Below are 26572 nucleotides of genomic sequence, written 5' to 3'. Positions count from 1 at the left end.
AGAGCGTTACTCCATGTTGCTTCCCTCTGCCTGGATTTCTCGCTGCTACTAATTCCCATTGACCTACGACAAGTCGCTTTTTGATTGCTTAGTTAAACTCAGTTGATAATGTTGCACATGCTATGTGCAACGGCGTTAAGTGAGGATTTGAGCATGCAAACAACCCGCTGGTTGATGATTGACGGCAATGAAGCCACCGCAACGATTGCCCACCGCTTAAGTGAAGTGTGCGCGATTTATCCGATTACCCCAGCTTCGGCGATGGGCGAGTGGGCGGATGAGTGGTCGGCGCAAGGGCGCACCAATCTGTGGGGCACAGTGCCGCATATTGTCGAGATGCAAAGTGAAGGCGGCGCGGCCGGTGCGGTGCATGGCGCTTTGCAGCTCGGCAGTTTAGCCACCACTTTTACTGCTTCTCAGGGCTTGCTGCTGATGATCCCCAATATGTACAAGATCGCCGGTGAGCTGACGCCCGTGGTGATTCATGTGGCAGCACGTTCTTTGGCTTGTCAGGCTTTGTCGATTTTTGGTGATCACAGTGATGTGATGGCGGTGCGCCAGACCGGTTTTGCCATGCTCTGCGCAGGCTCAGTGCAAGAGGCGATGGACTTTGCGCTGATTTCCCATGCTGCGACTTTAATTGGCCGTTTGCCTGTTTTGCATTTCTTTGATGGTTTTCGCACCTCGCATGAAGTGGCGAAAATTCAAGCGGTGGGTGATGAGGTTTTGCACGCGCTGATTTCGCAAGACGCTTTACATGCCCATCGTGCTCGCGCCATGAGTCCGGATCATCCGGTGCTGCGTGGTACCGCGCAAAACCCTGATGTGTATTTCCAAGGCCGCGAGACGGTCAATAAATTTTATCTAGCCTTTCCAGAACTGGTGCAGCAATTGATGGATCAGTTTGCCGATCTGACCGGTCGTCATTATAAATTATTTGAATACCACGGCTCCGCAGATGCTGAGCGGGTGATTATCCTGATGGGCTCTGGCGCAGAAACCGTGCATGAGACGGTGGACTACCTGCAGGCGCACGGTGAAAAGGTTGGTGTGCTGCGGGTGCGTCTGTATCGGCCGTTGGATGCGCAGGCGTTATTGGCCGCGTTACCGAGCAGCGTGAAACAGATTGCCGTGCTCGATCGCACCAAAGAGCCGGGCTCAGACGGTGAGCCGTTGTATAAAGATATTATCACTGCCTTGGCGCAAGCGCAGATGCAGGGCAATAGCCCCTTTGCCGAGCTGCCGACAGTCATTGGTGGGCGCTACGGTTTATCCTCTAAAGAATTTACTCCGGGCATGGTCGCGGCGATCTTTATCGAGTTACAGCAACCACAGCCAAAAAACGGTTTTACCATTGGTATCTATGATGATGTCACCCACACCAGTTTGGCATGGGATGAGCATTGGCACACCGCTGCCCATAAAGGTTCAGTGCAGGCGCTGTTTTATGGTTTGGGTTCCGACGGCACTGTGAGCGCCAATAAAAACTCGATTAAAATTATTGGCGAAACCACTGATTTATATGCGCAAGGCTATTTCGTCTATGACTCGAAAAAGTCTGGTGCGATGACCGTTTCGCATTTACGTTTTGGCCCACAGCCGATCCGTTCCACCTATTTAATCGGTGACCATCAAGCGCAGTTTATTGCCTGCCATCAGCCGCAGTTTATTGAGCGTTTTGAAATGCTGGATAAAGCCGCCGATGGAGCGGTGTTCCTGCTCAATACCGCGCATCCGGTCGATCAGGTCTGGGATGAACTGCCGCGGCGCATGCAAGAGCAGATCATTGAAAAACATATCCGTGTATATTGCATTGACGCGTACGCGGTGGCGCAGCAAGCCAACATGGGTAAGCGCATCAACACTATTATGCAGACCTGTTTCTTTGCCATCTCTGGGGTGCTGCCCCGTGAACAGGCGATTGCTGCGATTAAAGAGGCGGTGCAAAACACCTACGGCAGTAAAGGGCAGAGCATCATCGACTTTAACTTCCGCGCCATTGATGCCGCGCTCGCCAGTTTGCATGAAATGCCCGTACCCAGTGCGCCGACCAGCACCTTTGAGCGTCCGCCCTTGGTGGATGAAAACGCCCCCGACTTTATTGGTCGCTTCACTGCGCGCTTGATTGCCGGTGAGGGTGATCGCGTGCCGGTGAGTATGATGCCGGTGGACGGTAGTTTCCCGCTGGGCAGTGCTGCTTATGAAAAACGTAAACTGGCGTTAGAAATTCCAGTGTGGGACGCCGAGCTCTGTACCCAGTGCGGTAAGTGCCCAATGGTCTGCCCGCATGCGGCAATTCGCAGCAAATTAGTGCCGAAAGACTTAGTCGCAGATGCGCCAGACAGTTTTAAATCGCATCAGGTTTTGGGTCGTGATTACCCACAAGACCATGTGATGATGTATCAAGTATCCCCTGATGACTGCACCGGTTGTGGTCTCTGTGTGGATATTTGCCCGATCCGCGATAAATCCAATGCTTCGCATAAAGCTTTGAATATGCAGCCCATTGAGCCGATTCACGCGCAAGAGCAGGAGAACTGGCAGTTCTTTGAAGCCTTGCCTGAATACGATCGTAGCGTGGTGAAACAGACCACTATTAAAGGTGCGATGTTGCTGCAGCCGCTGTTTGAGTTCTCGGGCGCTTGCGTGGGTTGTGGTGAAACTCCGTACTTGAAACTGGCCACCCAGCTGTTTGGTGACCGCATGGTGGTGGCCAATGCCACCGGTTGCTCATCGATTTATGGCGCTAACTTGCCGACTACGCCATGGACAGTCAACGCAGAAGGCCGTGGTCCAGCGTGGAACAACTCGTTATTTGAGGATAACGCTGAGTTTGGTTTAGGCATGCGCATCGCCATTGACCAACAAGAAGCCTACGCCAAAGAGTTGCTGGAAGAGTTGCGCGACAGCATCGGCAGTGAGTTAGTTGATGCGTTACTCACGGCTGAGCAAAACACTGAACAAGAGATTGCCGAGCAGCGCTTGCGCGTGGTGCAGCTTAAACAGCGTTTAGCAGAGTTAAGCGATCAGCCGCGGGCGCAAGAGTTGTTAACCGTTGCTGAACAGCTGGTGGTGCGCAGCGTGTGGATTATTGGCGGCGATGGCTGGGCCTATGACATTGGCTATGGCGGTTTGGATCACGTGCTCGCCTCGGGTCGTAATGTGAATATCTTGGTGTTGGACACTGAGGTGTATTCCAATACTGGCGGGCAAACTTCTAAAGCCACACCGCGCGGTGCGGTGGCTAAGTTCTCCTATGCCGGCAAACCTACGGCGAAAAAAGACTTGGCCATGCTCGCCATGGGCTATGAAAATGTCTATGTCGCTAAAGTGGCTTATGGCGCGAAAGATACACAAACCCTGCGCGCCTTTATTGATGCAGCGGCCCATGATGGCCCGTCACTGATTATTGCCTACTCACCTTGTATCGCCCACGGGGTGGATTTAACCCATAACCACCGTCAGCAAAACTTGGCGGTAAAAAGTGGGCACTGGCCGTTATTTCGCTATGAACCCTCCCGTGCCGAGAAAGGCTTGAATCCTTTGCGTTTAGATTCGGCTGCGCCCTCGATTGATTACACTGATTTCAGCTCCACTGAGACGCGCTTCAGTATGCTCAACCGCACTTACCCAGAAGCGGCCAAGCAGTATCAAGAGCAAGCCCAAGATGATGTGATCGCGCGCTTTGCCCATTATCAGTCGCTGGCAGATTTGCCCGGTGCTGCAGATTTAGAGAAAAAGGAGTCAGGTGATGATTGATTTATCCACTGAGTATTTAGGCTTGAAGCTAAAAAATCCGCTGGTGCCATCCTCCTCGCCACTCACCGGTGATTTGGACAGCGCTCGTGAGTTGGAAGATGCGGGTGCCAGTGCTTTGATTCTGCCGTCGTTATTTGAAGAAAGTATCTTGGCCAGCGAAGCCGCCGCCGCACGTTTTTTACATGAGCAGGATATTGGTTTTGGCGAAGCCGGTAGTTTCTTGCCGATTCCTGATGATTCGACCTATCAGAGCGAGCTGGATGAGTATTTGCACTATATCCAGACGCTAAAAAATAGCTTGTCGATTCCGGTGATTGCCAGCCTTAATGGGATTTCTACCGAAGGCTGGACCCGTTACGGCAAGCAGCTGCAAGAGGCGGGTGCCGATGCGCTGGAGCTGAATGTCTATTATGTCGCGGCGGATATTTTTGAGTCCGGCGCTGAGGTGGAAGCGCGTTATCTCAATGTGCTGCGTGAACTCAAGCAGCATGTCACAGTGCCAGTCACCATGAAATTGTCCTCGCAGTTCAGTTCGGTGGGGCATTTTGTGCGCAGTTTGCAAGAGGCGGGCGCGCAAGGAGTATCGCTGTTTAACCGTTTCTATCAGCCGGATATTGATCTGCTGACCCGTGAAGTGGTGTCGACCATTAGCTTGTCGTCTTCCTATGAAAACCTGCTGCGCATCCACTGGGTTGCCACTTTGTTTGGCAAGGTGGATTTATCGTTGGCGGTGACCGGCGGCGTGCATAGCGCAGAGGATGCGCTGAAAGCCTTAATGGCGGGCGCTGATGTAACGCATTTGTGCAGCGTGTTATTGCAGCAAGGTCCACAGGCGCTCGCTGAGATTGAGCAGGGCATGCGTGAATGGATGACGGAGCATGAGTATCAGTCGGTGCAGCAACTTAAAGGCAGTGTCTGCCGTGATCGAGCGATTGATCCCAGCGCCTATGATCGCGCCAACTATGTGCAAGTGATGCACAGCCACCGCAGCGCTAAAGGGGTGTGGCGCTAAAAATTTATTTTCTTGGGCGAGCGCCTTGTCAATTTGTAGGATTGTGTGCACTCCTACAGCTGTTCCGCTCATTCAGATGCTTATGCAAGTCTACCTTGCAGGTTATCGTTATATATCAATCTCAGTGATAGTGCTGTGCCTGTGCTCTGAGCTGGTTATTATCAAGCTCTTTATCAAATAACAAGATCAGAGGTTGCCAATGAAATTATCTGGACAGGTTGCTGTAGTCACAGGCGCGGCAGGCGGTATTGGTCGTGCAACAGCATTAGCCTTTGCTGAACAAGGCATTAAAGTTGTTGTGGCTGACATTAATGCACAAGGCGGTGCGGAAACTGTCAGCTTAATTGAAGCGGCTGGCGGCACTGCAGTCTTTGTCAGCTGTGATGTACGCGACGAAGAACAGGTTAAGCAACTTGTCGCCACCACTGTTGAAACTTATGGCAGCCTCGATTACGCCTTTAATAACGCCGGTATTGAGATGGAAAATCAGCGTTTGCACGATGGCTCTATGCGCTCTTTTGACATGATTATGGACGTCAACGTGAAAGGTGTATGGCTGTGCATGAAGTACCAGCTGCAGCACATGCTCAAGCAGGGTAGCGGCGCGATCGTCAATGCTGCCTCGGTGGCCGGTCTTGGTGCTGCACCAAAAATGGCAGTGTATGCCGCGTCTAAGCATGCTGTGTTGGGTTTAACCCGCACGGCAGCGATTGAGTATGCGCGCAAAAATATTCGAGTGAATGCCATCTGCCCAGCCGTAATTGATACCGCAATGTATCAGCGTGTGTGTGAGATGGATCCAAAGATTGGCCAGCGTATTCCGGAATTACATCCAATGGGACGTGTCGGTCGCGTCGAAGAGATTGCTGCGTCGGTACTGTATTTGTGCAGCGATGGTGCAGGCTTCACCACGGGTCATGCATTGACCGTGGATGGCGGAATGACTGCTGTCTAAGAAACCCCTAAATAAAACTGCGGCTCAGTATCAACACTGAGCCGCACGTCTTAGCTTAGCTGTTGCTTTTCCAGTTTTGCGGCAAGTTAATGAAATCCACCAGTTCGCGTAAACGACCGTGATCACGGCCATTAAAGACAAACTCTAAACGGTGTTGATTACAGAACTCAGGCTCATTGTGCTCTTCTGGACAATAGGGAACTTGAGCGTAACCACCACTGACACATAGATCGATAAACTCTTTATGTAAAGTCTCGACGGCTTGCTCATTCAGAGGGTAGTTCATGCGAATAACAAAGCGGTTTTTAAACCAGCGCGTAGAGTGGAAGCTGCGATAGAAGCGTGCAATTTCCAAACCTGCTTCACGCGGCGTGCGTACTTGGCGCATGAGACGTAAATCGCTCGGCAGAATGTAGTTTTTATCCACCAACTCTTCACGCATAAACTCCAGCGCCTTATCCCAATAGGTGCCGCCTTCTTGATCTAAGAGCACCACTGGAACCAGCGGGCTTTTACCGGTCTGAATCAGCGTCAGTACTTCCAGGGCTTCATCGAGCGTACCAAAGCCGCCAGGGCAGAGCACTAAAGCATCGGCTTCCTTAACAAAAAACAGCTTACGCAAGAAGAAGAAGTGGAAGGACAGCAAGTTATTACTGCCATTGACTGTTTCATTCGCACCTTGCTCAAACGGCAGGGCGATATTAAAGCCCAAACTGTTTTCTAAGCCTGCACCTTCGTGCGCTGCAGCCATAATGCCGCCGCCGGCACCAGTAATAACCATCAAGTTATGGCGCGCTAAAATCTCGCCCAACTCTTTGGCCTGCTGATACAGCGGATGATCAGGTTCAGTACGTGCAGAACCAAACACCGTCACTTTACGACGACGCTTAAAGCGCTCGAGCAGGCTGAACGACGCTTCCATTTCGCGCAGCGTCTGCATCATGATTTTTGCATCCCAACGGTTGCGGTCAGCCTCGGCCATGCGCGCAACAGTCAGCATCATTTCTTTATACAGTTCAAAATTAGCGCTGGTTGGTGGAACTGCCAGTCTTAGCAGTTCGTCAACTTTTCCGTCTAAATCAATGCTACTGACTTGGTACTGACGGGATAGATAATCATCAGAATCAAATGACATAACAACTCCTTATAGTGCGATCCGATCACCCAGTTCTGGGATATTAGCATCCCAATTTAAGCGCTTTTTAAACTCGCTCTGGAGGATCAGCATCTTATCCAATTCGCCATGAATTAAGTGCAATTCAGGGCGGTTTTCAAAATGACTGGCCCATTCAATCAGCTGTGACTGACCGGCATGGGCAGAGAAACCACCTAAAGTGTGGACTTGTGCGCCAACCATAATGTCTTCACGGAATACGCGAACGCTTTTAACACCATCAACAATTGCACGACCTGTGGTGCCGCGTGCTTGGAAACCAGTGAAAATTAAATGGCAATCTTCGCGCCACAGGTTGTGCTTAAAGTGATGAACAATGCGTCCACCGTTGCACATGCCGCTACCGGCCACAATAATTGCGCCACTTTTGACATTGTTGATCGCCATGGATTCTTCAGGCGTTGGTGTTAGCTTCAGAATAGGCAACCAATCAGAGACGTTATGAATGTTGTGTTTCTTCAGCATCGCGCGATTTTCTTCATCAAAATCCTCACGGTGACGGAAGTAAATATCATTGGCGCGAATTGCCATTGGACTGTCGAGGTAAACGGTGTGCTGCGGTAGACGGCCTTCCTGATAAAAGCGTCCTAAGTGGAACAAGATATCTTGGGTGCGGCCGACTGAAAACGCCGGAATCATCACGTTGCCGCCGTCTTTATCGGCTTGCTCAAGAATGGCGACCAACTCATCAAGCGTTTCTTCGTTGCAACGGTGATCGCGATCGCCGTAGGTTGATTCAAGCAGTAACACATCAGCGTGTTTAAGAATCGCTGGAGTCTTCATCAATGGCGAGCAGGTACTGCCTAAGTCTCCAGAGAAAACCAAAGTGCGCACACTGTCATTGGGTTCAGCAAACTCTAATTTGACAATGGCAGCGCCAATAATATGGCCGGCATCAGCGAAGGTAACGTGTACGCCTGGTACCACTTCGACACGCTTTTCGTAGCTGACGGGCTTACGTTGCTTGAGCACACGCTCAGCATCTTGGCTGACATACAAGGGTTTGATTGCTTTTTTACCACGACGCGCACGCCAGCGGTTTTCCCACTCAGCATCTTTTTCTTGGATGTGCGCAGAGTCGAGCAGCATCAATTCCATTAATTCACAGGTGGCTTCAGTTGCAAAAATCGGTCCGCGAAAGCCTTCAGAGACTAAACGCGGTAACATACCGCTATGATCAATGTGCGCATGGGAGATAACGACTGCATCAATGTGCTCTGGATTAAACGCGAAAGCTGAGCCATTGCTTTTACCATTGTCGTTATTGTCATTATCATTTTCATGGCTGTCGCCACCTTGCTGCATGCCGCATTCGAGTAGAATGTTTTTCTTGTCAAAGGTTTCGATTAGATAACATGAGCCTGTCACCTGTTGAATAGCACCGAGAAAATTGAGTAAGGCCATGGTTTTCCTTATGAACGTTGCGAGTTAAGCGTTAGTTGATAGTTATCATGATAACCTCAACAGCCTGTCTATAAACTGCACCAAATTCGAGTTAACGGAGTATTAAAATGCATCAGATTTTGCCGAGCCTAACTGACTTAACTGAGCATGCCAACAATGAGCCGGCGTTCGCGCAATGGCAAAAGGGCTACGGCCCAATCCAACACACCGCTGAAACACAAGCGGCAGTATATCGCCTTGCTCACCAGCTCGTACAAGCCGGAAAACAACCTGACGTCTCTACTGTATACCTTATGCTAGGCGCTTTGGACAAAATCACCGCTGCAGGCATGTCACTTGTCGTTCACATGACTTATGCCAATAAAGTGCACCTTGATGGCACTGCTTTGACGGCAGATGAGTTTAAAGTTCAACCCGAAGGACACACCGGCGGTGCTTTGAATATGGTGCCCGGTTACGCCGCTTACATGGCACTGAATGCTTTAACCGGCGAAACACGCAGCTGGTTGATGGGGCAGGGACATAGTGTCGCAGCTGTCGAAGCGCTCAACGTTTTACTCGGTAATCTGCTTCCAGAGCAAGCCGAAGCTTACGGTAATGGCGAAGAGGGTATTAACCGTTTACTACAAGATTTTTACAGCTACGGCATCTCTGCTGACGGCTCAATGGCTGCGCCGCTTGGCAGTCACGTCAACCCACATACCGCAGGTGGTGTGATGGAAGGTGGTTATTTAGGCTTTGCTGAATTGCAATATGCGCACATGCCTTTACCTGGTGAAACACTTATTGCCTTTTTATCCGATGGCGCCGCTGAAGAACAACGCGGCAGTGACTGGATTCCACGCTGGTGGCGCGCCGAAGACAGCGGCCCGGCATTACCGATTATGATTGCTAACGGTCGCCGTATTGAACAGCGTACCGAGCTTGGCACCATCGAAGGCATGCAAGGTTTTATCCGTCATTTGCGTGGTTGTGGATTTGATCCAATCGAGTTTGACGGCCGCGATCCTGCAGCCTTTGTTTGCACCATCTGGGAAATGGAGCAGCGCCTTGAGCGCCGAGTGCAAGAAAAAAATAGCGGTATCTTGTCCTATCCTTTGCCGATTCCGTATGGCATTGCTGACAGCGTCAAAGGCTTTGGTTTTTATGGTGCTGATGAAAATAAGGCGCATAACTTGCCGCTGCCGGGTAACCCGCACACGGATGAGAAATCTCGCGAGCTGTTTAATAAACACATCAAGCCGTTGTACGTAACTCCTGACGACATGCGTGCTGCGTTAGCTTTACTGAATACTCACACAGCGCAAAACCGCCCACTGGAACGCGACCATCCTTTGGCAAATCGCCATCCTAAAACACCCTTGCAGCCAGAGCTGCATTACCGCGATGATGCTTGCTCAACCATGGCTGCAGTGGATCGCTACTTTGTTGATTTGGTGGCCGTCAACCCTGATTTGCGTCCGCGCGTAGGTAATCCTGACGAGTTGGCCAGTAACCGTTTAACTGAAGTGTTAAAAACCCTGCGCCACCGCGTTTGTGAGCCAGAAAACGATTTAGAAGCAGTGGATGGCAAAATCATTACCGTGCTTAATGAAGAGGCGGTGGTGTCTGCCTGTTTAGCCAACCAATCTGGTTTGAACTTGGTTGCCAGTTACGAAGCGTTTTGCGTGAAAATGCTCGGAGCGGTGCGCCAAAGTTTGATTTATTCACGTCAGCAAAAAGAAGTTGGACGTCCAGCAGGGTGGTTGGGTTGGCCGCTGATTGCGACCTCGCATACGTGGGAAAATGGTAAAAACCAGCAATCGCACCAAGACACCACTTTCTGTGAAGCCATGCTTGGCGAGATGAGTGATGTGTCGCGCGTGTTGTTCCCAGCTGACCACAACAGCATGTTGGCCTTGCTACCGCAGATTTACAGCGCGCGTGGCCAGATTTCCTGTGTAGTGGCGGCAAAGCGTGATCGTCCTGCTTACTTTACTCAAGCTCAAGCTGAGCAACTGGCACGCGATGGCGCGATCATCGTCGAAGAGTACGAAGGCACTGATCCACTGCTGTTGATTGCCAACGGCAGTTATCAGTTAGAACAAGTGTTGCGTGCTGGACAGCGTCTGCAAGAAGCAGAAATGGCGTATCGCATCGTTTACTTGCAAGAGCCTGGCCGTTTCCGTGCACCACGTGATCGCTGGGAGTTGGAAAGCTTGGCCAGTGATGAGTTGGTCGACAAGTTATTCCCTGAGCGCTTCCGTTTACGTGTGCTACTAACGCACATGCGCCCTGAAGTGATCCGTGGACATTTGTGGACGATTCTGCCGAACGCCAACAGCACTTATGTGCTCGGCTACCGTAACCGTGGCGGTACCTTAGATGAGTTCGGTATGCAGTTTGTTAACCGCGCGTGTTGGGGTAATGTGCTGGCGGCCTGTGCGCGTCTGCAAGACATCCCGCGCACTGCCTTGTTAACCATTGAAGAAGCCGCTGCGGTGGCCGGTAAAGGTGATCCGCAAATTTTGCGTTAACCGTCACTGCGGTACATTGATGCTGAAAACATGGAGGTTTTACCTATTGATGGGTAAAGCCTCCAGTACAGCCATACCAATAAAAATAATCCACATTGAGTCAAAATCTTATTCTGTTTGATACTGATTGCTTGCTACTCTGAGTCAGTCATTACTTTTGGCAAAAACGCCCAGCTCGGGCACATTCATCACGCACATGATGCGACTGAGGGTTAAACATGGCCGGTTTGATTTTCCCCTGGCGTGCGGACAATCAATTTAACCTGTTAATTGACGGCCCAGCGTTCTTTGCTGACTGGCTGCAACACGTCGAGCAAGCACAACAGCAGATTGATATCGAACTGTATCTGGTCAGTGGTGGTGAAAGTGCTGACCGTGTTGAAACAGCATTAATTGCGGCTGCGCAACGTGGCGTACGCGTGCGCTGCTTATTTGATGGCTTTGGTAGTCGCCAATTCAAACATCCACAGCGTCGACGCTGGCTTGAGGCCGGTATTGAGCTGCGCTTTTATAACCCATTGCGTTGGACGCGTGGGCTGCAGAACTTCTACCGTGATCATCGTAAGTTACTGCTTGTCGATGCAAATATCGCTTATGTCGGCGGAGCAGGCTTAACCGATCAGTTTTGGCAGCCAGGCGCTGCCGAGAGTACTTGGCATGAAACAATGGTGCGTGTGCAAGGCCCAGTGGTGACTGACTGGCAGACCTTGTTTGATTACCAATGGGACAGCTGCATTGAGCGCTTCTTTTGGAAACAAAATAATAGCCCAGAACAAGCAGCAGCGCTGAACACTCCGCCGTTACCCTTTGCCAATATAGGTAAAGCACGGGTCGCCTATGCGGCCTCAACTCAGCACCGAGACATTCAGAAATCATTACTGCGCGCCATCAAAGGTGCACACCAAACCGTTTGGCTGGCCACTCCGTATTTCCTGCCAACCTGGTCAGTGCGCCGCGCTTTACGCAAAGCTGCCGTGCGCGGAGTGGATGTACGTTTACTGCTGACTGGCCGTCACACCGACTTGCCTGCAGTACGTTGGGCAGGGCAGCGCTATTACCCGGCACTGCTGCGCAAAGGTGTACGCATTTTTGAATATCAACCACGTTTTTTGCATTTAAAAATGGTCATCGTCGACAGCTGGCTGAGCATTGGCTCGTGCAATTTTGATCACTGGAACTTGCGCTTTAACTTAGAAAACAACCTCGAAGTGCGTGATATTGGCTTGCTTGAACAAGTCCACCAGAGCTTTCAAAACGACTTCGAGCAAAGCTTAGAAATCACTGAAGAAGTATGGCAACAACGGCCATTGATCCAACGTATTCGCCAGCGCCTGTGGGGTTGGATGGATCGGTTGGCGATTAATTTTTTGGATAAGAGGAAGTGATTAAAACTAAGCGTTACTCTTCAGTTACTGGCTTTTCCGCAACCTGCAAAAGTTCTACATCTTCTACAGGGTAAGGCTTGTTCTTGCGAGCAAAATACTGCGCCAAGCGCAAATCGATCAATTCTTGAAAGTAGTTGGCAAAGGCATCCTGCAGATGCGCTGCAACGCTAAAATTCAGGGAAAAGTTATCGCCTTGCTCTATAAACCATGCTTGGCTGCTGCTTTTATCTTGCTTGCAGGAAAAATTGATGGGGTTTTTGCGCCAGTAGGTTAACCAAGCTTTGCTATCGGCGCTGACCGCTTGCAGGTTGGCGGGCAGCTGGTTGCGCATGTCATCAGGTCGATGCTCAAGTAAACGGCGACTGCGTTGTGCCAGTTGTGCGGTGTTCACTGCACCGCGTACGCCGTCCAGCTCTAAAAAGGCTTGATACAAAAAAACTTTAAAGCTTTTGTTCATGCTTGTTGTTTCCACGCCGAGCGAAAAGAACTCACCGTACGCAGCTAGCAACTGCTGTAGTTCCGCGTCATGTTCTTGCGCCGCCACTAAGTCGAGCCAGCTGCCCGCTTGTTGGCGTACTTTCGGCAGTGAATAACCTTTGTGGAAAAACTCTGCAGCAGTGGGGCGACGGCCTAGTTCGTCACGCAGTTGCTGATAGTCTTCAGCGGCGCTTTTGCCTATTTGCCGTGCTAGTTTTTGCCAAAAATCAACCAGCTCCGGTGCGAAGCTAATAAAGCAGCCGTTAGCCAACTCAAGGGGTTGCTGTTGCTGCAACGTTCTCAGTAAAGCGTTACGGTCTTTTTCTGCTAGCAATGCGGCTGGGCTGTTCAAGAATGATTGGTGGTTGCCTAAAAAGTCCAACACCACCACATGGCTTTTCTGCGTGCGGGCGGATAAGCGTAAACCACGGCCCAACTGCTGCAGGAAAATGATTTTAGATTCTGTCGGGCGCAGCATCATTACGGTGTCTAACGCAGGTAAGTCAGTGCCTTCGTTAAACATATCGACGGAGAAAATAACATCCAGTTGGCCGTCGGCTAGTTGCTGTAAAGCATTGTGTCGGGTCAAGGCTGAGCCTGCATATACAGCACCTGAGCGCACACCCTGTTGCTGAAAGTAGTCATTCATATAATCGGCATGGCGCTGCGATATACAAAAACCGAGCGTGCGACTTTGTTTATGTTTGAGCCAGTACTGATAAATATGCTGAGCGCGCTTTTTCGTGGCGAAAGCAAACTCGATCAACTCAGGATCAAAGCGACCGCTGCGCCAAGGGATTTCTTGGTAATCGACAAACTCATCATAGATGCCGTAGTAATGAATCGGTGCGAGCAGTTGTTCGTTAATGCCGTGGACCAAGTTGCGCTCGAACACCAGATTGTTATCGCAGAGGGTCAAAATATCGGCTTGGTCTGTGCGTTCAGGTGTAGCGGTTAAACCCAATAAAAAGCGTGGATTAAAGTGCTGTAAAATACGGCGGTAACTGGGCGCGCTGGCATGATGAAATTCATCCACCACGATGTAATCAAAATGCTCTGAATTAAAGCCTTCTAGCGCTTCAGTTTTGGCAAGGCTTTGCACCGAGGCAAAGACAAAATCCGCGTCATATTCTTTGGCTGGACCTTGGAATAAACCCGTACGGGCATTGTGGTGAACTCGGTTGAAGACCGCTTGAGCCTGCAGCAAAATTTCTTCACGGTGCGCAACAAAAAGCACGCGTTTGGCGCCCATCTGTAAGGCATCAAAGGCGGCCAGCCACGTCTTACCCATACCAGTGGCAAGCACCACTAGGCCACGTGAGAAGCCTTCTGTGCGTGTATCCAGTAAGGCTTGCAGTGCTTCAATTTGTATGCTGTTAGGGCTTGGCTCTTCCAATTGCTCATCAACAAAACCACTCAGTTGTTTCAAGATCGGCATGCGTACTTGGCGACGCGCACTGTACACATCAATCCAATTGGCGGTGAGCTGTATGCTGCTAGGATCGTTAAGTAGCCTCGTGAACGCTTCGCGGATTTTTACAAACTCTTGTGCAGGCTCTGAATCTTCCGGTGGCAGCCAATCGTGTCGCCATGACCATTCATACGCATCCTTGAGTGCTGTACGACTGATATTGTTCGAGCCAATAAATGCACAGCCTTTACTGATTTTTGCCTCGCGTTGTTGCGTAAAAATATAGGTTTTCAAATGAAAACTGGTATTACCTTGGCATTGGAAAATACGAATGTGCGCACCACGCTCGGCAAGCATCAACAGTTGACGCAAGGCGAGCGGGTGGGTGATGTCTAAATAATCTGAGGTTAATAAACGAATCGTTGCGCCATTGTTCAGCGCTTCTAATAAAGGATCAAACAGCAGCGCCAGCCCTGACGGCTGAATAAAGGACACAGCAATTTCGATCTCAGTGGCTTGATAAATCGCGGCGAGCAACTTAGGCAGTAAAGGATCGTGCTGAGTACCAGTGGTGAGGCGAGGGCTATTGGCTAACATTAAAGGTGCTTCTTATTGGGCAATTAATAAAGCATTCAGCCATTGTTCATCGGCACGTTCGGGGCGCTGATCGGCGGTTAACCATGACTCAATAACACGCAAGCCGGTGCCAGCCAGAAAGTCTTGTAAACGCTGCTCGGTGCAATTGGTGAAGTGACGACCGTTACGTTCCACATCGTCTGCGCCGTATTTAAACGACACATAAAGCACTCCTTGCGGCTGCAGCAGTTGAGCGAGGTGCTGCAAGGTTGCTGTCATGCTGCTGGCAGGTACATGCAGTAAAGACGCACATGCCCAAATTCCAGCAAAAGGCGCTGTACTGCTGAAATTTAGAAAAGTGCTGTGCTGCACAGCGATGCCAGTGACGCGCTGAGCAATCTCTACCAACTTAGCGCTGGCATCAAAAGCTTCAACTTGATAACCCAAACGTAAAAAAGCCGCCGTATCACGTCCAGCACCGCAGCCAGCATCTAAAATTCTACTCGACGGCGCTAACCTGCCTAAAAAGCGTTCATACAAAGCGCTCATATCCACGTTTAAAGTGTCTTGAGCGAATTGTTCGGCATTGTTTTCGTAGAATTGAACTGTCATAGCTATCCCTAAATGACCGCAAATGGCGGGTGATTGCAAGTCGCACACTTTACGCCATCACGACGACTCTTTCATCAGCTCTAGTCGAATCCTGCCAATCGCGCCCATTGGGTTCAGCCCTTTTGGGCAGACCCAAGAACAATTACCAATACTGCGGCAACGAAACACGCTGAAGGGGTCTTCGAGGCCTTCGAGTCGTTCAATGCGCGCGCGATCACGGCTGTCCAGTAAAAAACGTAAGGCTTGTAATAGCGCAGAAGGGCCGCGGTACTTCTCTGGATTCCACCACCATGATGGGCATTGCGACGTACAGCAACCGCAGAGAATGCACTCATACAGGCCATCGAGCTTCTTACGGTCTTCGGGTGATTGCAGGCGCTCAATTGCTGGAGCAGGATCATCGTTGATCAGCCACGGCTTGATCTGCTCATAATGGTGAAAAAATAAGCTTTGATCGACAACCAAATCACGCACGACGGGCATGCCAGGTAACGGCCTAATCACTAAGGTGTCGGATGTTCCAAGCGCTTCAGCGACGGGCTTGATGCAGGCCAGCCAGTTCTTACCGTTGATGTTCATGCCGTCTGAGCCGCAAACCCCTTCACGGCAGGAGCGTCGATAAGCCAGTGTTGGGTCTTGCTCGCGTAAGTACTCCAGCGCATCCAGCACCATGCGTTTGCGAAACTCTTCAGGCAGCGTGAGCGACTGCATATAGGGCTTGCTGTCGTATTCTGGGTGGTAGCGGTAAATCTGCACGTTAATCATTAGATATCTTCCCTTGGAGTGAAATATATCGTTGTATGATTACGTCGAATCAGTTCTGAGTTATTGGTCATCTGCCAGCGACGCTCATACTCCTTCGTTTATAGGCTTAATAGGTCAAGGAATCAATTAAGTAAAAGACTAATGATTAGCGGACAAACTTCAGAGCTAAACATACACAGCTGAGCTGCTGATGACGGCACGCGACTTTCCCATTTACAGAGGAATACGACATGGATTGGTTTGAGCATTTAACAGGTTTTGCCGAGCAGTCGCCTGAGCAGGTGAGGGCGAATCTATCATTTGATTCTGGACGTATTTGCTCAACTGTAAATAAGCGCTGCTGGAATGCTGGGCGTTTAACTCTGCCGAGTCTTGAGCAGTTACGCACTATTAAGCCGCACACCAATGGCAAATTAAAGGTGCGCGAGCTGGTGGCTGATGTGCAGCATTTACACACGCAAGCTGAAAATGCTGATGCGTTGTTTCAAGTGGCGTCGCAGTTTAATTTGCTGGAAATGGTGTCGCCCAATGTTTCACCAGAGCAGGGCATTGGCATCTATCAACAGGACCGCACGCAAGGGCCTGCCTGTGCAATTGCTGCGGGTGCGGCAACTATCTACCGTAATTATCTTGTTGAGCTTGATGGTCAGCAAGGGCAGAGCGTTACGCGTCAAATTAATTGCATCGCTGATTTAGGTGAGGCGCTGGGTAATCAAAATAACCGTTTGTGGCAGATGAAAAACGGCTATGTGATTGCTTCAAGACAAGGGCTGACAGAAATCGCTGATCATTTGAAAGACGCCAGCCTTGAAGAGAAGCAGCAACTTAAAGGGCAGTTGCGTATTGGTCTGCATCTCAATACTGAAGTGACACTCAAAAATTGCCAGCATCGTGTCAGCCAAGCCTTGTGCAGTGCTTTACCCATCGCATATTCGCAGCACCCAAGCGCACTCTGGACTGATTTCGCCAAGCTGATTCTTGAAGCGGCCTATGAGGCGACTTTGGCTGCGGCTGTGCATAACGCCAATAGCTATGGCAGCAACAAGGTGTTTTTGACTTTGCTCGGCGGCGGTGCTTTTGGTAACCCTGAAGAATGGATCTTAAGCGCCATCCGCAAGGCATTGTTGGCCTATAAAGATACTAATTTGGATGTGACGATTGTTAGCTATTACCAATCCAATCCGCGCGTTAAAGAGCTGGCTGATGAGGTCATGGCTGTTATCTATCCACCGGAGCCGGAAAAGGTGGTGGTGCCTGAGGCTAAGCCTGAGCCCTTGAGTGTAGAGCAGCGTCGAGCGTTGCTGCATGACATTATCGAGAAGGAAGCATTTATCAAGGCGCTGGAACAAGAGTATTCGAGCGAGCTGTATATGTGTCCTATCTGTGAACAAAGACTGGACTCTAAATACGGTATTTTTGCTGCGGATCCTGAGCGTAACGTGCGTGATAGTTTGAGTTTCTTTCAGCAATACAAGAAAAGTGATGATCCTCGTGTTGCGCTTCCAGTGTGCCGCGTTTGTGTCGATAAACTGGCCTTAGTGAACAACAGCCACGGTGTTGAGGATACATTGCGTTTTACCTACCGAGGCAAAGAGGTTTTTTATCGAGGCCGATTTGGCGGCTATTTGTATGTGGGGTTTGTTTAAGCGGGGCTGATTGATGTGTAGCGAGGCCTAACCGCAACCGCCATCTATAATTCTTCATTGATCCATTAAGAAAAATAGATGGCCGCTGGGTTGCTTATGATGTTTTGCTTGATTCAGTGCTGGCTTAAAACAAACTGGGTAAAGGCAGCCAAATGCTCATGCAAGCGCCAGGCAGGGTCGTGTTATTGCTTAACTGCAGTCGCGCAGGGCGATCGTCTTGGTCGTGCATTGCTATGATGTTGGCTGCAAAATACAGACCTAAACCTGTGCTGCCGCTGTTGCGATCAATGCTGCTCGACTGGCTGTTTCGCACTGTGCCTAATAAACTTTCTGGATAGCCCGAACCGTCGTCATTAACTGACAGTAGAATGCCGTTTTCTTGGCGTTGAGCAGTCAAATGAATGGTTTTTTTACAGTAGTTAATGGCGTTACCCAATGCGTTATCCAACACAGTTCCCATTAAGCTGACGTCAAAGTAGCCCTCTAGATCAGGGCTTTCGAGTTCTATCTGTAAATCAATGTTGCGATATTCGAGTAACTCACGATGGCGATTGTGTAAGTCCTCAAACAATTCATCTAATGGACAATAAACTGACTGCAACAACAGTTGGCCATGCTCAAGTTTATAAAGCCCCAATAATTGCATCAACATGGCATCTAAACGTAGCGCTTCTTGCTCAATTAAACGCGCTTGCGGTGAGCGCTGCAGCGCTTCAGGCATTTCTGCTAATAAGCTCTCATAGGCGTGACTGACTGCGGCAATGACGTTTTTCATATCATGCACGGTAGAAGCCATTAAGGTAGAAAAATCAATGTGCTTTACCATGGACTCAGCTCCAAAGAAGATTGCATATAAGTGAAGTCGATTGACTCGGGCTCGATTTTTGAAAGTTGCTCAATGCGTTGCAAGCAGTCATGTAAACGCTGGTCGGCATTTGCTTGCTGATGATGCAGTTGATCTATAAATAAGCGAGCAGCAGACATGTTCAGTTCAATCATTTGCGGTGCTTGCGATAGAGCTTGTTCGAACAGTATTTGTGCTTCCTCGCCTTGCTCTTGGAAGTGCAGTGCAGCAGCTTGACGACTTAGATCTACAGCTTGGCGCAGCGGTTGCGGGTCGAAGCTGTCCAGTCTAATACTTATCTGATCAAGCATACCTGCTTTACCAGCGTGCCGTTGCGCACAAAAAAGCCATAAGGATTTTGCTGTACTTGGGTCTTCCCACAGGGCAAACCAATCACCCAGTTGCAGCAATGTGATTGCTGCATAAGCATGCAGATGCTCTTGCAGTGTTGTGAATAATTCGGAGCGCTCTTCAGCAGTGATTTTGGTGCCTTTACGACGTTTTTCTTCAAGACGTAATACCGCAAGCGCAGGTTGAATAAACGCGGCTTGTCGGTAGTTTTTATCTAAAATACTAAGCCAATGCAGTGCTTCGTCTGGCAGCTTCTGTGAGGCATCTACTTGAGTAAGCATTGATGCTAATTGCCAGAGTAGCTCTGGATCGAAAGTAGCTGAGTAACGGCCAATTTCCCAGCATTGGCGCAGAGCATGGATCGCGGCAGGTGTGTCGCCATTGAGCCATGCTTGGCTAGCAAGCTTAATTTGGCGACGTAATGTGTTGGGCGACAAGGTGACTGCCTGCTGTAAGGCGTCCAGCATGCTGGGTAAATTATCTTGCAAAGCTGCGAGTTCAGCTTGCATGTCACGTAGCTCCGGCATCATGGGAAATTGACGTACGGCTGCAGTGAGCAGGCGAGTTGCCTTATCTAACCGACCTTGACGTAGCCACAAGCGGGCTAGAGCCTGGAGATTCCAGCCGGTAGGTCGGCTGCGCGCGAGCTGCTCGAGAAACTCTTCAAGGGCCTGGTAGCGACCTAAATCTTCTAGCGCATTTGCCATGTGCCGTTGGCATAAGACGGCATGTCTTGGGTCTTTTTGTTCAATAGTTTTGCAGGCATCTAAGACAGCAATAGAATCATTGGCTTCGAGCGCTTTAAGCACTGGCGCTAAAACTTGTTTGCGCCGAACTAAACGTTCTAAGCGCGTTTGTAGCGCAACTTTATTAAAAGGCTTGGTTAAGTAGTCATCAGGCTCACATTCAAGAGCTGCCAAAACCATTGCTTGAGTATTTTCAGCAGTCACCATAATAAAGATACAGTGCGGAGATAGCAGGTTTTCTGCATGCAGTTGCTCAAGGACTTGTTGTCCATTGAGGCCTTCTCCAAGGTTGTAGTCATGCAAAATAACGTCGTAGCGGTGACGTCGACACAGTTCGAGTACTTCATTGCCATTTGCTGCAGTGTCTATTGTCTGTACGCCGAGTAAGCGCAGAATGCCTCGAATGGAACTGCGAAATTCAGAGAAGTCATCTACCACTAAAAAGCGTTTTTTGCTGAAATCGATCATAGTCCAGCGCATCCCATTGAGCACATTCTTAATAAATTACTTTAACCCAGTCTAATCGTTATTTGTTTGATACGCACGATAGCTGCAACTGGTAAATAGACACTTGTACAAGTCAGTCATATCCCTGTCAATGCAAGGTCATAAAATCTGGACTTCACTAGTAAATACTAGCCTAAGGTATAGCACTTGTAGCTCGCTGTATCGGTAGAATGCTGCTAAAGCTGAGTGAAGTCACTTCCTTGCTTTCAACCCTTAAGATGAACAGGAATTCGCTATATGCTCATATTTTTTATCAGCCTTACCTTGCTTATCCTTGGCTATAAGTTTTATAGCCCATTTGTTGAAAAACAAGCGGGCATAGATCCTACAGCTATAACCCCACAGGAGCGTTTGAATGATGGTGTTGACTACGTTCCGATCAGTCCAGCTAGAGCGTTTTTAATTCAGTTTTTGAATATTGCCGGTGTAGGCCCTATTTTTGGTCCTATTTTGGGTGCGATATATGGCCCGATTGCTTTGGTCTGGATCGTACTTGGCAACGTGATTGGCGGTGCGGTGCATGACTACTTTTCTGGCGTCATGAGCTTAAAAGAAGATGGCAAGAGTTTGCCTGAGATTGCTGGTCACTATTACAACGTGATCTTCAAAGGCGTGATGTTGCTGTTCACCTGTATGTTGCTGTTTTTTGTGGGTGTGGTTTTCATCATGAGCCCAGCAGGGCTGCTGAGCAATTTGTCTTTTTTTGAAGGCACTTTTTTAGCGGGTAACACCTTTTGGGTGCTGGTGATTCTTGCTTACTACTTCTTCGCGACATTGCTGCCGATTGACAAAATCATTACCAAACTTTATCCGTTCTTTGGTTTGTTAATGATTGTGATGACCTCTGCGGTTGCGGTTGCATTATTGTTTAATGCACCGCACTTAGCTGAAGTGAATGATATTTTCTCTTACTTTCACGGTAGCCATGACCATGGATTATTAGAGCCTAATCCTGATGGTTTGCCAGTATGGCCGCTGCTGTTTGTGACCATTACCTGTGGTGCTATCAGTGGTTTCCACTCAACTCAATCACCCATGATTGCTCGTTGTCTGACCAATGAGAAATATGCGCGTCCCGTGTTTTATGGCGCAATGATGTGTGAAGGTATTGTTGCTTGCGTGTGGGCATTGGCTGGTATTGCTGCCTTCCCAGAAGGGTATGTCGGCTTAAAAGCGATGCTTGCTCAGGGTGGTCCAGGCTTAGTGGTGAACCATATTGCCACCAGTTACCTTGGCGTCTTTGGCGGCATTATGGCCATTTTGGCTGTGGCTATTTTCCCGATTACTTCGGGTGATACAGCGTTCCGCTCACTACGCTTAACCATTATGGATGCCTTTAATATTTCGCAAACAATGACCAACAGACTTGCTTTGGCCGTGCCTTTACTGGGTGTCGGATATTTAATGACGTTTTTAGATTTCTCACTGATCTGGCGTTATTTTGCGTTCTCCAACATGCTGCTTTCAACCAGCGTGCTGTGGCTTGCAACCAAGTACTTGTTTGATAGGGGCACTTTCCACTGGATCACCAGTATTCCTGCCGTGATTGGTACCGCGATCAGCGTGTCCTACATTGCAACCGCTGGAATTGGTTTGAATCTACCGATGGAATACAGTAAGCCTATTGGCATTGTAGTTGCGATAGTCTGCTTGATTGCATTAGTGATGCAGCATCAGAAACATTTGGGAAAGGCTGTTGCTAAAGCTTAAGGAGGGATATTCAGCTATTTTGTCAGCAAACGCTTGACATGATGGCTGAATCCGCGAATAATGCGCGCCATCCAAGGCTACATAGCTCAGTTGGTTAGAGCGCAGCATTCATAATGCTGATGTCCCAGGTTCAAATCCCGGTGTAGCCACCAAATTTATTAGGGGTTAGCAGAAATGCTAGCCCCTTTTTTTTGCCTTGTGCCTAGATTGTGCCTAAGGTGTGCCCTGATTGTGCTAACGGCGAGAGACTCAAAACCGTATCTAAATGCTCAGGTGAGAAGTGTGAGTAGCGCATAGTCATCTTTATATCTTGATGCCCTAGGATTCTCTGCAAACCCAAAAATCAGCTCGTGCTGATGCCAATTAAGCCACCCGCTAGCCGGCGCAAAATCGACCAGATAACCATTGAGCGCTAACACCCATAAAGGCACGGCTAATGCGGCAAAGCCCATGCCAAATAGAAAAAATGGCCGAAAGGCTAAACGCCAAATAGGGGTAATGGTTAATCCTTGCTGACGACCGGTGATCTGCATGGGCATCCTATAAGGCAGTTACGCCTTTAACTGTTCGCGATACTTACATAAGCCGGCTAAGGCTAAATCAATTTGCTGACGAATACTTTCCAGCTCACTGAGTTTACGATTAATTTCTTCGCGCTTTATTTGCAATTGCCGCTGCATCTGCACTTGGGTTAGTTCACGTGAATACAACAGCTGCACCAATTGCTTGATCTCTTTTAAGGTAAAGCCTAAATCTTTAGCCTGATTGATCATATTTAAATGCAAAATCACCGACTCATCGTAATGCCGATAGCCATTATCTGCGCGCTTTGGCTCAGCGATTAGCCCTTGCTGCTCATAGAAACGAATGGTATCGCGGCTTAAGCCAGTTTTTTCAACAACTTGTTTAATTTGCATGGAATTCCTCTTGCGCTTGACCTTGGAGTACGCTCCAAGGTTTAGCATAGTAAGACTAGATGCATTTGAATAGTCATTTTTTGAGCAAAACACCATGAAAATACAATTTACAACAACCGATCAGGTGTCTTTAGCTGGGCAGCTGATTGAGGCCAAAGCTGCTAAAGCTGTTGTCCTAATTAACCCTGGTACCGCGACTAAGACCTCATTTTATCTGCCTTTTGCGCAGTTTTTAGCCGAGCAGGGCTACCATGTGTTGCTGTGGAATTACCGTGGTTGCCGCGAATCACGCACCGGCAGCATCAAACATAGCTCCTATCGTTATGCTGATATTGGTAACTACGATATTCCAGCGGCGATTAATCAGGCGAAGGCTCTGTTTCCTGAGCTACCGCTATATTGCATTGGCCACAGCGCAGGCGGTCAGCAAATTGGCTTTACCGAAGCCAGCCAACAATTAGCTGGATTAGTTGCGGTGGCGGTCTCAGCGGGTCATATGCCGCATATGCCCTTAGGTTATCGCTTGCAAGCTAACTTATTTTTTAGAGTCATCGTACCGCTTAGCGTGCGCTTATGTGGCTATGTTCCGGCGAAAAAACTCAAGTTAATGGAAGACTTGCCCAGCCAGATGGCAATTGAGTGGGGCAACTGGTGCAAAGAAGACAGTATGTTTTTCTCGCCTAAATACTACGCTGAGGCGGTGCCTAATAGTATCTATCAACAACTGGGATTTCCGGTGCATGTTATTACTGCTTCGGATGATGAAATCTCCACCCCGAAAAACACCGAAAACCTCTGGAAACATATCCACAGTCAACATGGCATTAGCTTTAAAAGCTACGATGCAGCCAGCAGCCCCAAACGAGCAATCGGCCACTTTGGCTATTTTAGAAAGGCTAATCATCACATTTGGCAGGATATTTTGCAGCAGCTACAAGAGTTTCAGCAGCGCTAGCTTTCTAGCGCTTGCTCCTCTTGTCTTTCTGGCAGTGCAAATACTAAATCAAAGCCCCAGGTGAAGATAAAAGTATAGAACAAGAAGAAAATTAGAATGGTGGCTTCCATAACTAACGCACGCAGTGGCCCTACCTGATACCACCACATGTACAACGGAATGGTCAGCAGCATCAGTCCCAACTCAAATAAGCTGACATGGGCAATACGAATTGCCACGGTGCGTTCGGGATAATTACGGGTGCTTTCCCACCATTCAAACAAACTGTTAAAAATGTAGTTCCACACCACTGCTATCCCTTTATTTTTAATACGCATACAGTTGCAAGGCTATGCTCAGGTTCCAGCTTACTAACACAGTAAAAGAAACCAAGAGCACAGGTAGGATGATCTGCCAGTGGCGCTTTGATAAGGTCGCAATAGGGTGCTTGGTTTGTGTTATCGCAAGACTGACAGAGCAAACTAAACTGGCCAATAGCGCGCCAGCTAAGATGTCGGTAGGCCAGTGTGCAGTTAAATAAACTCTAGATAAAGCAATACTAGAGGCGGGAAGGAAAGCGGCTAATAGCCAAATAATTCGCCAGCGCTGCGGCTGTTGGCGACTGGCCAGCACGCCAAGCACTAGAAAAAAAGCAAAGCCAGAGGCGCTGTGGCCGCTTGGGAAACTAAAGCTTTGTAGCGGTTCCAGTAGAATTGATGGGCGTGCTCTCTCGAAGTAATGCTTGAGCAGGTAATTACTCACGGCGGTGGTTATCAGCGTGCTGCAGGTGAAAAACAGGGCTTGGTACTGTTTAAACAACAGCAATAGGGCACAGAGGATAAAGCTCACAGTGATTTGCGTGGAAAAATCACCCAAGCGTGTTACTACAACCATGGCTTGATCAAGCCAGTCGCTGCGAAGCAATTGGCTAAGATCATGCAGGTATTGGTCAAATACCGCTAAAGATGACCAGTTCAACATTAAAATAACAAGGGTCAAACCCGATACGAAAGCGCTGGCGACGCTGGCTGTGCGCCAGCCCCGCAAGCAGGCGAAACTGCTGATCACTGCACAGCCAGCAACACCACTGACGACCCATGCTGTTTGCTGCCAAAAATGCTCTGGTGGTTGCAGTTCAAGCGCTGCACCGACCATCCAGCCCGGTAGTAGGTAAGCCACTGCCCATCCTGCTGCTGCAAATAGACTTACCACTAAAAAACTACCTCACTATCCCATCCCTGTGTTTTTACTGACACAGCTAGCTGTCCATAAAGAGTTTCATGGCAACGGTCTTGGTAAAGTGAGCTTGATTAAAGCGCTGGAGTACTTGTGGGCTGTGAATGCGCACATGCGAGCCTACGCGATCGTTGTTGACTGCTTAACAGACTCAGCTCAAGGCTTCTATCAGAAGTTTGGATTTCAGGTGCTGTGTGAGCAGGGCGGGCGAGTGCGTATGTTTTTACCGATGAAAACCGTCGGCCAGTTGTTTAGTTAGATGTCTGTATTGCAGCCGACTCTGTGACAACAATTGCTCAAGCTATACATGCGCAATCGCACAAAAAACCAATTATTCCGCCAACATCTAAGCCACTCCGACGCAACCCCAGTTTTGCTACTGCTGAGTAATCTGTTTCTGTCGATCTCGCGCCTGTTTAGGCCAAGAACTTTTGATATAGGCGAGCACCGCTCGGATTTGGTGATCGTTGAGCAGCTTACTGTAAGCCGGCATATCGCTGACATAGCCTTCAGGTGCTGTCACGCCGGGTACTAGACCATTGCGAGTAATCTCCATCAATACGCTATCAGCGTGATGCCAAGTATGGCCTGACTCATCATGCGGTGGTGCTGGTAGGCGTCCATTGCTCTTACGTATTCGCCAATCTGCTTGACCTTCTAAGTTAGCGCCGTGACAAGACGCACAGTGCGTTAGATAAATGGGCTTGCCACTGGCCACCAGTGATTTATCGGCTGGGTCAATATAGCTTGATTGTGAACTGAGCGACGGACCATAGATCAATAAAGCCGTTGCAGCCGCTAAGAGCGTGAGCGCGGCGATAATGACCGCAGTTTTCTTGGTAGTACGGGTCAATGCATTGATCCTTACGAAGTGGCCGCCTTAATGCTGTAGTAGGTGCAATTGCAATTGCGGCGGCTGTAGATGTTGTTTGCTGAGTCTCGGCAGGCTCGAAGTGTTAGAGCGCTGCTGTCTTAATGGATGTTATTCAACATGAATTTTTCCAACCATACCGGCTTCAGTGTGGCCTGGAATTAAGCAGGCAAAATCTACCATTGTCGCTTCAGCAAACTGCCAGATTAGCTCACCGCGCTGGCCTGCTTCCAGAGTAATCATGTTCGGTTCGCTGTGCTGCATATTCGGCATCGCCAGCATCTCAGCGGCATGTTCCTTGAGTTCGTCTAGCGAGCCGATGACCATTTCATGGGCAATCTTGCCTTTGTTTATAATGACGAACTTGATGGTTTCACCGGCTTTAACTTCGATTTCACTCGGGGTAAAACGCATGTTATCGTCCATTTCCACTTCGATGCTGCGGCTTACTTGATCTTGTTTGCCAGGTTGGCCGTAGAAAGAGGCTGCTTGCGACATCGAAGCCATGTCATGCTCAGGCATGTGGTGACCGCCAGAATGATCACCAGCCGCGAACCCCAATACGGGTAAAGTACTTAGGGCAAGTATTGCTACAGTTTTCTTAATCATGATGTGCTCTGCATAAGTAAATATTAAATAACTTTGGCTAAAGACCGGATCGGACTTTTATCGCCAGCGGCACAGGCCTGGCTCAGGCAGGGTGTGCTTTAGTGTGTTGGAGCTACTGTAAACAAGTGCGGGTGACGGGCAGGTGACGAGCAGAT

General features: G+C 49.2%; 22 protein-coding genes and 1 tRNA gene. 10 read left to right on the top strand and 13 right to left on the bottom strand.

Annotated features, from left to right (window positions below; genetic code table 11):
* Nucleotides 1–153: 153 nt before the first annotated feature.
* The 3 genes from nifJ to H591_RS0110215 all read left to right on the top strand — a co-directional run bounded on the left by nifJ (nucleotide 154) and on the right by H591_RS0110215 (nucleotide 5726).
* Nucleotides 154–3759 (top strand): pyruvate:ferredoxin (flavodoxin) oxidoreductase, encoded by a 3606-nt coding sequence (nifJ, locus tag H591_RS15265; protein WP_022966859.1) that lies wholly within the window; start codon nucleotides 154–156, stop codon nucleotides 3757–3759.
* Nucleotides 3752–4771, top strand: a complete 1020-nt coding sequence (locus H591_RS0110220; RefSeq protein WP_022966858.1) for a dihydroorotate dehydrogenase-like protein — start codon at nucleotides 3752–3754, stop codon at nucleotides 4769–4771. The genes nifJ and H591_RS0110220 overlap by 8 nt, the downstream gene beginning before the upstream one ends.
* A 193-nt stretch (nucleotides 4772–4964) precedes the next feature.
* A complete protein-coding gene (locus H591_RS0110215; RefSeq protein ID WP_022966857.1) occupies nucleotides 4965–5726 on the top strand; it encodes an SDR family oxidoreductase in 762 nt (253 codons plus the stop codon).
* Nucleotides 5727–5781: 55 nt separating this feature from the next.
* On the opposite strand, the gene H591_RS0110210 is transcribed toward H591_RS0110215, so the two are convergent.
* A complete protein-coding gene (locus tag H591_RS0110210) occupies nucleotides 5782–6861 on the bottom strand; it encodes an LOG family protein (protein WP_022966856.1) in 1080 nt (359 codons plus the stop codon).
* Nucleotides 6862–6870: 9 nt separating this feature from the next.
* Entirely contained in the window at nucleotides 6871–8304 is a 1434-nt protein-coding gene (locus tag H591_RS0110205; RefSeq protein ID WP_022966855.1) for an MBL fold metallo-hydrolase RNA specificity domain-containing protein, read from the bottom strand.
* A 107-nt stretch (nucleotides 8305–8411) separates the two neighbouring features.
* Between H591_RS0110205 and H591_RS0110200 the strand changes: the two genes are divergently transcribed.
* Nucleotides 8412–10820, top strand: coding sequence for a phosphoketolase family protein (locus H591_RS0110200; RefSeq protein ID WP_022966854.1), 2409 nt, complete (start codon nucleotides 8412–8414; stop codon nucleotides 10818–10820).
* Nucleotides 10821–11038: 218 nt separating this feature from the next.
* Nucleotides 11039–12205, top strand: coding sequence for a phospholipase D-like domain-containing protein (locus H591_RS0110195; protein ID WP_022966853.1), 1167 nt, complete (start codon nucleotides 11039–11041; stop codon nucleotides 12203–12205).
* 13 nt (nucleotides 12206–12218) lie between these two features.
* On the opposite strand, the gene H591_RS15260 is transcribed toward H591_RS0110195, so the two are convergent.
* The 3 genes from H591_RS15260 to H591_RS0110180 are packed head-to-tail and all read right to left on the bottom strand — an operon-like array spanning nucleotide 12219 to nucleotide 16046.
* A complete protein-coding gene (locus H591_RS15260; protein ID WP_022966852.1) occupies nucleotides 12219–14690 on the bottom strand; it encodes a DEAD/DEAH box helicase family protein in 2472 nt (823 codons plus the stop codon).
* A 12-nt stretch (nucleotides 14691–14702) separates the two neighbouring features.
* Nucleotides 14703–15281 (bottom strand): class I SAM-dependent methyltransferase, encoded by a 579-nt coding sequence (locus tag H591_RS0110185; protein ID WP_022966851.1) that lies wholly within the window; start codon nucleotides 15279–15281, stop codon nucleotides 14703–14705.
* A 57-nt stretch (nucleotides 15282–15338) separates the two neighbouring features.
* Nucleotides 15339–16046: a succinate dehydrogenase iron-sulfur subunit gene (locus tag H591_RS0110180; protein WP_022966850.1), complete on the bottom strand. Its 708-nt coding sequence runs from the start codon at nucleotides 16044–16046 to the stop codon at nucleotides 15339–15341.
* 230 nt (nucleotides 16047–16276) lie between these two features.
* Between H591_RS0110180 and H591_RS15255 the strand changes: the two genes are divergently transcribed.
* Nucleotides 16277–17692: a hypothetical protein gene (locus H591_RS15255; protein WP_022966849.1), complete on the top strand. Its 1416-nt coding sequence runs from the start codon at nucleotides 16277–16279 to the stop codon at nucleotides 17690–17692.
* Between the two features lie 124 nt (nucleotides 17693–17816).
* On the opposite strand, the gene H591_RS0110170 is transcribed toward H591_RS15255, so the two are convergent.
* Together H591_RS0110170 and H591_RS15730 are read right to left on the bottom strand one after the other, a co-directional pair.
* Entirely contained in the window at nucleotides 17817–18518 is a 702-nt protein-coding gene (locus tag H591_RS0110170; RefSeq protein ID WP_022966848.1) for a sensor histidine kinase, read from the bottom strand.
* The gene (locus tag H591_RS15730) at nucleotides 18512–20101 is read right to left on the bottom strand and encodes a response regulator (RefSeq protein ID WP_022966847.1); all 1590 of its coding nucleotides are present in this window, start codon (nucleotides 20099–20101) and stop codon (nucleotides 18512–18514) included. The genes H591_RS0110170 and H591_RS15730 overlap by 7 nt, the downstream gene beginning before the upstream one ends.
* Nucleotides 20102–20377: 276 nt before the next feature.
* Here H591_RS15730 and H591_RS0110160 point away from each other — a divergent pair, with 276 nt between their 5' ends.
* Together H591_RS0110160 and H591_RS0110155 are read left to right on the top strand one after the other, a co-directional pair.
* Nucleotides 20378–21850: a carbon starvation CstA family protein gene (locus tag H591_RS0110160; protein ID WP_022966846.1), complete on the top strand. Its 1473-nt coding sequence runs from the start codon at nucleotides 20378–20380 to the stop codon at nucleotides 21848–21850.
* 75 nt (nucleotides 21851–21925) lie between these two features.
* Nucleotides 21926–22002, top strand: a tRNA-Met gene (locus H591_RS0110155).
* A gap of 117 nt (nucleotides 22003–22119) precedes the next feature.
* On the opposite strand, the gene H591_RS16310 is transcribed toward H591_RS0110155, so the two are convergent.
* Both H591_RS16310 and H591_RS0110145 read right to left on the bottom strand, forming a co-directional pair.
* On the bottom strand, nucleotides 22120–22383 hold the full coding sequence (locus tag H591_RS16310) for an NnrS family protein (RefSeq protein WP_022966845.1): 264 nt from the start codon (nucleotides 22381–22383) through the stop codon (nucleotides 22120–22122).
* Between the two features lie 18 nt (nucleotides 22384–22401).
* A complete protein-coding gene (locus H591_RS0110145) occupies nucleotides 22402–22767 on the bottom strand; it encodes a MerR family transcriptional regulator (RefSeq protein WP_028244343.1) in 366 nt (121 codons plus the stop codon).
* Nucleotides 22768–22861: 94 nt separating this feature from the next.
* Between H591_RS0110145 and H591_RS0110140 the strand changes: the two genes are divergently transcribed.
* Nucleotides 22862–23722: an alpha/beta hydrolase family protein gene (locus H591_RS0110140; RefSeq protein WP_022966843.1), complete on the top strand. Its 861-nt coding sequence runs from the start codon at nucleotides 22862–22864 to the stop codon at nucleotides 23720–23722.
* Here H591_RS0110140 and H591_RS15245 read toward each other — a convergent pair.
* Nucleotides 23719–24009 carry a PACE efflux transporter gene (locus H591_RS15245; protein ID WP_169337558.1) on the bottom strand — a complete coding sequence of 97 codons (291 nt, stop codon included), beginning with the start codon at nucleotides 24007–24009 and terminating at the stop codon, nucleotides 23719–23721. The genes H591_RS0110140 and H591_RS15245 overlap by 4 nt on opposite strands.
* A 19-nt stretch (nucleotides 24010–24028) precedes the next feature.
* A complete protein-coding gene (locus H591_RS15240; protein WP_051145833.1) occupies nucleotides 24029–24880 on the bottom strand; it encodes a phosphatase PAP2 family protein in 852 nt (283 codons plus the stop codon).
* Nucleotides 24881–24941: 61 nt separating this feature from the next.
* Here H591_RS15240 and H591_RS15235 point away from each other — a divergent pair, with 61 nt between their 5' ends.
* Nucleotides 24942–25196, top strand: coding sequence for a GNAT family N-acetyltransferase (locus H591_RS15235; RefSeq protein WP_022966840.1), 255 nt, complete (start codon nucleotides 24942–24944; stop codon nucleotides 25194–25196).
* Nucleotides 25197–25313: 117 nt separating this feature from the next.
* Here the strand turns inward: H591_RS15235 and H591_RS0110120 are convergent, their stop codons facing one another.
* Both H591_RS0110120 and H591_RS0110115 read right to left on the bottom strand, forming a co-directional pair.
* Nucleotides 25314–25790 (bottom strand): c-type cytochrome, encoded by a 477-nt coding sequence (locus H591_RS0110120; RefSeq protein WP_022966839.1) that lies wholly within the window; start codon nucleotides 25788–25790, stop codon nucleotides 25314–25316.
* Nucleotides 25791–25919: 129 nt separating this feature from the next.
* Entirely contained in the window at nucleotides 25920–26417 is a 498-nt protein-coding gene (locus H591_RS0110115; RefSeq protein WP_022966838.1) for a cupredoxin domain-containing protein, read from the bottom strand.
* Between the last annotated feature and the right edge of the window lie 155 nt (nucleotides 26418–26572).

Origin of the sequence: Denitrificimonas caeni DSM 24390 (assembly GCF_000421765.1) — a bacterium.
GTDB classification, from domain to species: Bacteria; Pseudomonadota; Gammaproteobacteria; order Pseudomonadales; family Pseudomonadaceae; genus Denitrificimonas; species Denitrificimonas caeni.
The sequence above is the reverse complement of the archived record's forward strand: the minus strand, read 5'-3'. Positions and strand labels throughout refer to the sequence as shown.

Excerpts from the sequence above, each read along its gene's own strand:
- H591_RS0110115 (WP_022966838.1), bottom strand. The coding sequence starts at position 26,417 with ATGATTAAGAAAACTGTAGCAATACTTGCCCTAAGTACTTTACCCGTA.
- H591_RS0110220 (WP_022966858.1), top strand. The coding sequence starts at position 3,752 with ATGATTGATTTATCCACTGAGTATTTAGGCTTGAAGCTAAAAAATCCG.
- H591_RS0110145 (WP_028244343.1), bottom strand. The coding sequence starts at position 22,767 with ATGCAAATTAAACAAGTTGTTGAAAAAACTGGCTTAAGCCGCGATACC.
- H591_RS0110205 (WP_022966855.1), bottom strand. The coding sequence starts at position 8,304 with ATGGCCTTACTCAATTTTCTCGGTGCTATTCAACAGGTGACAGGCTCA.
- H591_RS0110160 (WP_022966846.1), top strand. The coding sequence starts at position 20,378 with ATGCTCATATTTTTTATCAGCCTTACCTTGCTTATCCTTGGCTATAAG.
- H591_RS0110140 (WP_022966843.1), top strand. The coding sequence starts at position 22,862 with ATGAAAATACAATTTACAACAACCGATCAGGTGTCTTTAGCTGGGCAG.
- H591_RS15255 (WP_022966849.1), top strand. The coding sequence starts at position 16,277 with ATGGATTGGTTTGAGCATTTAACAGGTTTTGCCGAGCAGTCGCCTGAG.
- H591_RS0110200 (WP_022966854.1), top strand. The coding sequence starts at position 8,412 with ATGCATCAGATTTTGCCGAGCCTAACTGACTTAACTGAGCATGCCAAC.
- H591_RS0110210 (WP_022966856.1), bottom strand. The coding sequence starts at position 6,861 with ATGTCATTTGATTCTGATGATTATCTATCCCGTCAGTACCAAGTCAGT.
- nifJ (WP_022966859.1), top strand. The coding sequence starts at position 154 with ATGCAAACAACCCGCTGGTTGATGATTGACGGCAATGAAGCCACCGCA.
- H591_RS16310 (WP_022966845.1), bottom strand. The coding sequence starts at position 22,383 with ATGCAGATCACCGGTCGTCAGCAAGGATTAACCATTACCCCTATTTGG.
- H591_RS0110195 (WP_022966853.1), top strand. The coding sequence starts at position 11,039 with ATGGCCGGTTTGATTTTCCCCTGGCGTGCGGACAATCAATTTAACCTG.
- H591_RS15730 (WP_022966847.1), bottom strand. The coding sequence starts at position 20,101 with ATGATCGATTTCAGCAAAAAACGCTTTTTAGTGGTAGATGACTTCTCT.
- H591_RS15260 (WP_022966852.1), bottom strand. The coding sequence starts at position 14,690 with ATGTTAGCCAATAGCCCTCGCCTCACCACTGGTACTCAGCACGATCCT.
- H591_RS0110180 (WP_022966850.1), bottom strand. The coding sequence starts at position 16,046 with ATGATTAACGTGCAGATTTACCGCTACCACCCAGAATACGACAGCAAG.
- H591_RS0110170 (WP_022966848.1), bottom strand. The coding sequence starts at position 18,518 with ATGGTAAAGCACATTGATTTTTCTACCTTAATGGCTTCTACCGTGCAT.
- H591_RS0110185 (WP_022966851.1), bottom strand. The coding sequence starts at position 15,281 with ATGACAGTTCAATTCTACGAAAACAATGCCGAACAATTCGCTCAAGAC.